The sequence below is a fragment of the Promicromonospora sp. NPDC060271 genome (genome assembly GCF_042726755.1).
In the GTDB taxonomy this organism is placed as follows: Bacteria; Actinomycetota; Actinomycetes; order Actinomycetales; family Cellulomonadaceae; genus Promicromonospora.
The window spans coordinates 26,177-33,629 of record NZ_JBHXBG010000043.1; the positions used below are offsets into that span (position 1 = coordinate 26,177).

A 7,453-nucleotide genomic window follows, 5' to 3' on the forward strand; every position below is an offset into this window, starting at 1 on the left:
GCGCTGAGAGGAGCTGCGCCGTGCGGGGCGGCGGTGTCGTTGGTGGTGTGGTCGGTCACGGTCGGCTCCGTAGGTTCGGAAGTGCGGAAGGTCCGGAAGGCCCGGAAGGCCCGGGCGAGTGGGCTCCCGGCCCTGGCGGAAGCGCGGGACACCCTGTCAACCGCTGGTGTCCGCGCCCTGAATCGCCCATGACACGGCGATGAACGCGGCCCTGTCCGCGGGTGTCCCGCACGGAGCGGTCGCGTCGGGTGAATGTGAACGCATGAACATGTGGGTGGAAAGTTAGGTTAACCTCACCTCACAACGCTCGAACGCTCCGTGACCGCGGGGCACCGCAGCACGACCTCAGGAGACCCCGTGGTTACCACTCGAACGCGCGCCGGAGCACGCTCTGGAGCACGCGCGCGTACGGCGGCGCTCGCCGCCGCCGTCCTCGTCAGCCTCCTCGGCCTCGCCGGATGCGGCGCGTCCGAGGCCGTCGAGCCCGCGCAGGCCGTGCCGGCCGGCGAGGGCCGCACCGAGTACCCGCTCACGCTGGAGAACTGCGGCCAGGAGGTGACCGTCGAGTCGGCCCCCGCGCGGGTCGTCTCCCTCGACCAGAACTCCACCGAGATCCTGCTGTCGCTGGGCCTCGAGGACCGTGTCGTCGGCACGGCGTCCTGGACGGACCCGGTGCTGGACTCGCTCGCCGAGGCGAACGAGGACGTGCCGCGGCTCGCCGACAACGCGCCGACGTACGAGGTGCTGCTGGGTGCGGACCCCGACTTCGTCACGGCGTCGTTCGGGCGGCACTACAACACCGAGGGGGGCGTGGTCTCCCGCGAGCGGCTCGGGGAGACCGGTATCGAGTCGTATCTCTCGCCGACGGACTGCGACAACGGCAAGAGCGTCAACGGCGGCACCCCCCGCACGACGCCGCTCACCGTCGACGCGCTGTACGTGGAGATCCAGGAGCTGGCGCGGATCTTCGACGTCGCCGACCGTGGCGAGAAGCTGGTCGCCGACCTGAAGGAGCGCGCGGCGGCCGCCACGGAGGGCGTGGACTTCGAGGGGCGGACCGTCATGTTCTGGTTCGCCGACACCAAGACCCCGTACGTGGCGGGCGGCCTGGGCGCCGCGTCCCTGCTGGCGACGGACACCGGCATGGTGAACGTTCTCAAGGACGCCACCGACGACTGGCCCGCCGTGGGCTGGGAGAGTGTGGTCGAGGCGGACCCCGACATCCTTGTGCTGGGCGACCTGCAGCGCGACCGGTTCCCTGGCGACCGGCTCGACGACAAGGTCGAGTTCCTCACGCAGGACGAGCTGACCAGCACGATCCCCGCGGTGGCGCAGGAGCGTTTCATCGCGCTGCACGGTGCGGAGATGAACCCGTCCATCCGGTTCGTCGACGGTCTGGAGAAGATCCAGGCGTGGTGGCTCGCGAACAAGGACGAGCTGAGCGAGGACCAGTCCTGAGCACGAAGCCGCTCGCCGTCGCAGGCCTGACGCTCGGCGGGATCGTCCTGCTCGCCCTGTCGGTAGGGGTCGCCGTCACCCTGGGGCCCGCCGACGTGTCGCTCGTGAACGTGCGGGACATCCTCCTGAACCATCTGGGGCTCGCGGAGATCCCGGTGCGGGTCTCGGAGGACGCCATCGTGTGGCAGGAGCGGCTGCCCCGTGCGCTCGTCGCCGCCGCCTGCGGGTCGGGACTGGGGCTGTGCGGGGCGATCCTGCAGTCGCTGCTGCGCAACCCGCTGGCGGACCCGTTCGTGCTCGGCGTCTCGTCGGGCGCTTCCACGGGGGCCGTCGCGTTCGGCATGCTCGGCCTCGGCGGAGGGGCGCTGGGCCTGTCCGGCGGCGCGTTCCTCGGCGCCCTGGCGGCCTTCGGCCTCGTGCTGCTGCTTGCGCGGTTCACGAGCGGCGGCACCTCGGGCGTGATCCTCGCGGGCGTGGCGAGCACGCAGCTCTTCTCCGCGCTGACGTCGCTGGTCATGTTCGCGTTCGCGGACTCCGACGAGGCCCGCGGCGTGATGTTCTGGCTCCTCGGCTCGCTGGAGGGGATGCGCTGGGACGACGTCACCCTGAGCGCCGTGGTGGTCGCGATCGGTGCCGTCGTCTGCGTCGCCTCGGCCCGCACGCTGGACGCCTTCGCCTTCGGTGAGGACGTCGCGGCATCCCTCGGGATCGCGGTGGCCCGGACCCGTCTCCTGCTGCTGGTGCTCACGGCCCTGCTCACCGCGACGCTCGTGAGCATCGCGGGCGCCATCGGCTTCGTGGGACTCGTCCTGCCGCACGCGGCCCGGCTGCTGTTCGGGCAGCGGCACGCGCGGGTGATCCCGGCCACGATCGTCCTCGGCGCGGTGTTCATGGTCTGGGTCGACGCGGTCTCCCGGGTCGCCTTCGCGCCGACACCCCTGCCGGTCGGTGTCGGGACCGCGCTCGTGGGCGTCCCGGTGTTCGTGCTCCTGCTGCTCCGGAGAAGGGGACGCGTATGACGCTCCAGACCCGAGACGTCTCCTGGCGGCGCGGCGGCGCGCTCGTCCTCGACGGCGTCACGCTGCGACCCGAACCCGGGTCGACCATCGGCCTGCTCGGTCCCAACGGCTCCGGCAAGTCCTCGCTGCTGCGGCTGCTGCAGGGCATCGCGAGACCCGACGCCGGGACGGTCACGCTGGACGGCGCCGACCTCGCCCGGCTGCGCCGTCGCGAGATCGCGCGCGCCGTCGCGAGCGTGACCCAGCACGCCGACACGGACGTCGACATCGTGGTGCGCGACGTCGTCCGGCTCGGCCGAACGCCGCACCGGTCAGCCCTCGGCGGCGAGCTCGCGCGGGACGAACGGGTCGTCGCGGAGGCGCTGGAGCACGTCGGGCTCACCGCGAAGGCGGGCCACCTCTGGCACACCCTGTCCGGCGGAGAACGGCAGCGGGTGCACATCGCCAGGGCTCTCGCCCAGGAGCCGCGCGAGCTGTTGCTCGACGAGCCGACGAACCACCTGGACATCCGCCACCAGCTCGAGCTGCTCGAGCTCGTGGCGGCGCTGCCGCTGACCGCGATCGTCGCCCTGCACGACCTCAACCTCGCCGCGATGTTCTGCGACACGGTGGTCGTGCTCCGGCAGGGGCGGGTGGTCACGGCGGGCCCGCCGGCGGACGTCCTGACCGCGGAGCTCATCGCCGAGGTCTACGGCGTCCGGGCCGGCGTGAGCCACGACGACTCCGGCCGGCCGACCGTCACCTTCCGCCCGGGCCCGCTCGACCGATCGAGCGTGCCCGGCTGATCCGGCGGACACAGATCAAGCAGGCCCGGGGATCTCGCCCGAGCCGCGCACGATGAGGCGGGTCGGCACCACGACCTGCCGCGCGGGGCTGGTGTCGCCGTCCAGGTGCGCGAAGAGCCGCTCCGCCGCGAGGCGGCCGATGCGGTCCGGATCCTGCGCGATGGTCGTCACGGCGGGCTTCATGAGGTCGCCCGTCTCGACGTCGTCGAACCCGACCAGGGCGATGTCCTGCTCGCGGCCGAGCTGCTGCAGGGCCCGGATGGTGCCGATCGTGATCAGGTTCTGGCTGGAGAAGATCGCGGTCGGCGGGTCGGGGAGCGCGAGGAGCGTGCGGACGACGGCGGTGGCGCTCGCGTCGTCGTGCAGGCCGAGCACCATCAGGGCGGGGTCGGCGTCGATCCCCGCCGTGGCGAGCTCCGTCAGGTAGCCCTCCCGGCGCAGGCGCGCCGTCTCGATGCGTTCGAGGTCGCCGAGGAACGCGATCCTGCGGTGCCCGTACGACACGAGGTGGCGGACGGCGTCGCGGGCGCCGTCGACGTTTCCCGTCACCACGCAGTCCGTCTCGATGCCGCGCGGCGTCCGGTCGACACACACCAGCGGCGTCCCGCGGTCGACGTGCACCCGCAGGTACGACTGGTCGTCCCGGACCGGTGTGACGATGAACCCGTCCACCCGGCGCCGGGCGAGCGCGGTGACCGCCCGCAGCTCCGCGGCCGGATCGTCCTCGAGGCTCGCCGCGAGCACCGCGTACCCGTACTCGGTGGCCACGCGTTCGATCGCCCGGTGCACCTGGGCGGCGAACGGGTTGGCGACGCTGGAGACGAGCAGGCCGAGGGTGCGGGAGCGGCCGTCGGACCGGCGCAGGTTGCCTGCCTGGAGGTCCGGCTCGTAGTGCAGGTCCGCCGCGGCGCGGTTGACGCGTTCGGCGGTCGCGGGGGAGACGTTGGGCTCGCCGTTGATGACCCGCGAGACGGTCTTGATGCCGACGCCGGCGACACGCGCCACGTCGCGCATCGTCGGCCGCCGCTGGCGCACCGACGGCGAGGAATCGTCTGACACCGATGTCATATCTGGGCCGCTCCTTTGCGTTGTTGCCTTGACCCTACCGGGAGATTCGGGTAGACACAGACCTGACAACGTTGTCGGGCAACCGGCCCCACGAAGGAGTTCGACGGTGAACACACTGACCAATGACCGACCGGCGCTGCGGCGCGGTATCGCACTGACCGGCGCGATCGCACTCGGGGCTCTCGGCCTGACCGCGTGCGGCGACAGTGACAGCGGTGACAACGGTGTCGGCGTCTCGCTGATCGTCAAGACGACGACCAACCCGTTCTTCGTCGCGATGCAGGACGGCGCGGAGGCGGCCGCCGCCGACCACGGCGTCGACCTGACCATGGCCGCGGGCAAGGCGGACGGCGACGAGGAGACGCAGATCCAGGCGATCGAGAACGCGATCGCCCGGGGCGACGCGGGCATCCTCATCACGCCGAACGGCCCGTCCGTCGTGGACGCGCTGAAGAAGGCGCGCGACGCGGGCCTGTACGTGATCGCCCTGGACACGCCGCCGGACCCCGCCGACGCCGTCGACATCACGTTCGCCACCGACAACCGCCAGGCCGGCGTGCTGATCGGCGAGTGGGCGGCCGCCCAGCTCGACGGCGAGAAGGCCACCATCGCGCTGCTCGACCTCTTCGACGACAAGGTCGTCTCCGTCGACTACGACCGCGACCAGGGGTTCCTCGAGGGCATGGGCATCGACGTCGCCGACCCGGCGGTCAACGGCGACGAGGCCCCGACCGGCACGTACAGCGGCGGGGACTACGAGATCGTCGGCAACGAGGCGAGCCAGGGCGCCGAGGACGGCGGGCGCACCGCGATGGAGAACCTGCTCACCAAGAACCCGGACGTCAACGTCGTCTACACGATCAACGAGCCGGCCGCGTACGGCGCCTACCAGGCCCTGGAGGCGGCGGGCCGCGAGAAGGACGTCGTCCTGGTCTCCGTCGACGGCGGCTGTGCGGGCGTCGACAACGTGAAGGAAGGCGTGATCGGCGCCACGAGCCAGCAGTACCCGGTGAAGATGGCCGAGCTGGGCGTCGAGGCGATCGCCGAGCTGGCCGAGTCGGGCACCGCGCCCGAGACCACCGAAGGGCTCGACTTCTTCGACACCGGCGTCGAGCTCGTGACCGACAAGCCCGCCGACGGCGTCGAGTCGATCGACTCGGCCGCAGCGGCCGACCTCTGCTGGGGCTGACGATGAGCACCTCCACCCTGCCCGCCGCCGCTCACGAACCGGCCAACGACGCGGCCGCCGAGTTCCTCGACCGCCGGACCCCGCTCGAACGCGCACGCGGTGTGCTGCACCGCTACCCCGCACTGAGCCCCGCGATCGTGCTCGTCGTGTCCGTGATCGTCTTCGGCCTCCTCAACGACCGGTTCTGGGCGCCGGCGAACCTGTCCCTGATCACGCAGCAGGTGGCGGTGGTCGGCACCCTCGCCGTCGCCCAGACGCTCGTGATCCTCACCGCGGGCATCGACCTGTCCGTCGGCGCGACGATGGTCCTCGCCTCGATGGTCATGGCCCAGATCACGACCGCCGCCGGGGCGTCGCCCGTGGTGGCGCTGCTGCTCGGGCTGGTCGTCGGCCTCGCGGCGGGTGGCCTCAACGGGCTGCTCGTGACCCGCCTCAAGCTGCCACCGTTCATCGCGACGCTGGGCACGCTGAACATCTACCTCGCGGTCACGCTCCTGTACTCGCACGGGGCGATCGTGCGCGGCGGTGACATGCCGGCGGCCCTGACCTGGACGGGGACCACGTTCCCGGTGTTCGGCGTGCGGGTCTCCACCGGCGTGATCCTCATGCTCGCGGCCTACCTCGTGGTGGCGTTCGTGCTCTCGCGCACCGCCTGGGGTACGCACGTCTACGCCGTCGGCGACGACCGCGACGCCGCCCGGCTGTCGGGCATCAGTGTCCACCGCGTGCTGATCAGCGTGTACCTCGCCGCCGGGGCGATCCTCGCGCTCGCCGCCTGGATCCAGATCGGGCGGGCGAACGCCGCGAGCCCCAACGTCGGCATCGACATGAACCTCGACTCGATCACCGCCGTCGTCATCGGCGGGACGAGCCTGTTCGGCGGCCGGGGCACCGTCTGGGGCACCCTGCTCGGCGCGCTCATCGTCGGCGTGTTCCGGAACGGGTTGTCGCTCGCCGGGCTCGACGTGCTCTACCAGACCCTCGCCGTGGGCGTCCTCGTGATCGTCGCGGTCTCCCTCGACCAGTGGATCCGGAAGGTGCGCAAGTGACTACCACCCACACCGGCACAGCCGCCGGCACGGCCGCCGACCCGACGAGCGCGGCGGCCGGCGGGCCGGCGGCGGACGAGCGGAAGCCCGTCCTCCAGGCACGCGGGCTCGTCAAGACCTTCGGCCACGTGGTCGGGCTCGACGGCGTGGACATCGAGCTCTACCGCGGCGAGGTGCTCGCGATCATCGGCGACAACGGCGCCGGCAAGTCGACGCTCGTCAAGTGCCTGACCGGCGCCGAGGTCCCCGACCGGGGCGAGGTCCTCCTCGACGGCGAGCCGGTGCACTTCAAGCGGCCGCAGGACGCGCGCGCGGCGGGGATCGAGACCGTCTACCAGACGCTCGCGGTCGCGCCGTCGCTCGACGTCGCCGCGAACCTGTTCCTCGGCCGCGAGGTGCGGCGCAAGGGCCCGCTCGGCTCGGTGCTGCGCATGACCGACCGTGCGGGGATGCGGGAGCGCGCCCGTCGGGAGCTGCGCGATCTCGGCATCTCGACGCTGCAGGACGTGACGGTCCCCGTCGAGAACCTGTCCGGCGGGCAGCGCCAGGCGGTCGCCGTCGCGCGTGCCGCGGCCTTCGGCTCGAAGGTGGTGGTCCTCGACGAGCCGACGGCGGCGCTGGGCGTCCGTGAGTCGGGTCAGGTGCTCGAGCTGGTGCGCACCCTGCGCGACAAGGGCGTCCCGGTGATCATCATCAGCCACAACATGCCGCATGTCTTCGACATCGCCGACCGCATCCACATCCAGCGGCTCGGCAGGCGCGCGGCGACGATCACGCCGCAGTCGCACACCATGACCGAGGCGGTGGCGATCATGACGGGCGCAGCGGAGGGCTGACGAGGTCCTGTCCGGCCACGGCCCCGGGGTGGTGTCCGCGGTGCGGACG

At 72.1% G+C, this 7,453-nt stretch carries 7 protein-coding genes; 6 read left to right on the forward strand and 1 reads right to left on the reverse strand.

The annotated features are described in order from the left end of the window. Nucleotides 1-357 precede the first annotated feature (357 nt). The 3 genes from ACFWE2_RS09220 to ACFWE2_RS09230 are packed head-to-tail and all read left to right on the forward strand — an operon-like array spanning nt 358 to nt 3,262. On the forward strand, nt 358-1,458 hold the full coding sequence (locus tag ACFWE2_RS09220) for an ABC transporter substrate-binding protein (protein ID WP_377223917.1): 1,101 nt from the start codon (nt 358-360) through the stop codon (nt 1,456-1,458). Continuing rightward, nucleotides 1,416-2,477, forward strand: a complete 1,062-nt coding sequence (locus tag ACFWE2_RS09225) for a FecCD family ABC transporter permease (RefSeq protein ID WP_377223918.1) — start codon at nt 1,416-1,418, stop codon at nt 2,475-2,477. The genes ACFWE2_RS09220 and ACFWE2_RS09225 overlap by 43 nt, the downstream gene beginning before the upstream one ends. After that, nucleotides 2,474-3,262 (forward strand): ABC transporter ATP-binding protein, encoded by a 789-nt coding sequence (locus ACFWE2_RS09230; protein WP_377223919.1) that lies wholly within the window; start codon nt 2,474-2,476, stop codon nt 3,260-3,262. Before ACFWE2_RS09225 ends, ACFWE2_RS09230 begins: the two co-directional genes overlap by 4 nt. Before the next feature lie 15 nt (nt 3,263-3,277). Here the strand turns inward: ACFWE2_RS09230 and ACFWE2_RS09235 are convergent, their stop codons facing one another. Next, entirely contained in the window at nt 3,278-4,330 is a 1,053-nt protein-coding gene (locus ACFWE2_RS09235; RefSeq protein WP_377223920.1) for a LacI family DNA-binding transcriptional regulator, read from the reverse strand. A gap of 115 nt (nt 4,331-4,445) precedes the next feature. On the opposite strand from ACFWE2_RS09235, the gene ACFWE2_RS09240 reads away from it, so the two are divergent. The 3 genes from ACFWE2_RS09240 to ACFWE2_RS09250 all read left to right on the forward strand — a co-directional run bounded on the left by ACFWE2_RS09240 (nt 4,446) and on the right by ACFWE2_RS09250 (nt 7,404). Further along, on the forward strand, nt 4,446-5,519 hold the full coding sequence (locus tag ACFWE2_RS09240; RefSeq protein ID WP_377223923.1) for a substrate-binding domain-containing protein: 1,074 nt from the start codon (nt 4,446-4,448) through the stop codon (nt 5,517-5,519). 2 nt (nt 5,520-5,521) lie between these two features. Continuing rightward, nucleotides 5,522-6,568 carry an ABC transporter permease gene (locus tag ACFWE2_RS09245; RefSeq protein WP_377223921.1) on the forward strand — a complete coding sequence of 349 codons (1,047 nt, stop codon included), beginning with the start codon at nt 5,522-5,524 and terminating at the stop codon, nt 6,566-6,568. 128 nt (nt 6,569-6,696) lie between these two features. Continuing rightward, nucleotides 6,697-7,404 (forward strand): ATP-binding cassette domain-containing protein, encoded by a 708-nt coding sequence (locus ACFWE2_RS09250; RefSeq protein ID WP_377223924.1) that lies wholly within the window; start codon nt 6,697-6,699, stop codon nt 7,402-7,404. Nucleotides 7,405-7,453: the final 49 nt, after the last annotated feature.

Excerpts from the sequence above, each read along its gene's own strand:
- ACFWE2_RS09245 (WP_377223921.1), top strand. The coding sequence starts at position 5,522 with ATGAGCACCTCCACCCTGCCCGCCGCCGCTCACGAACCGGCCAACGAC.
- ACFWE2_RS09235 (WP_377223920.1), bottom strand. The coding sequence starts at position 4,330 with ATGACATCGGTGTCAGACGATTCCTCGCCGTCGGTGCGCCAGCGGCGG.
- ACFWE2_RS09230 (WP_377223919.1), top strand. The coding sequence starts at position 2,474 with ATGACGCTCCAGACCCGAGACGTCTCCTGGCGGCGCGGCGGCGCGCTC.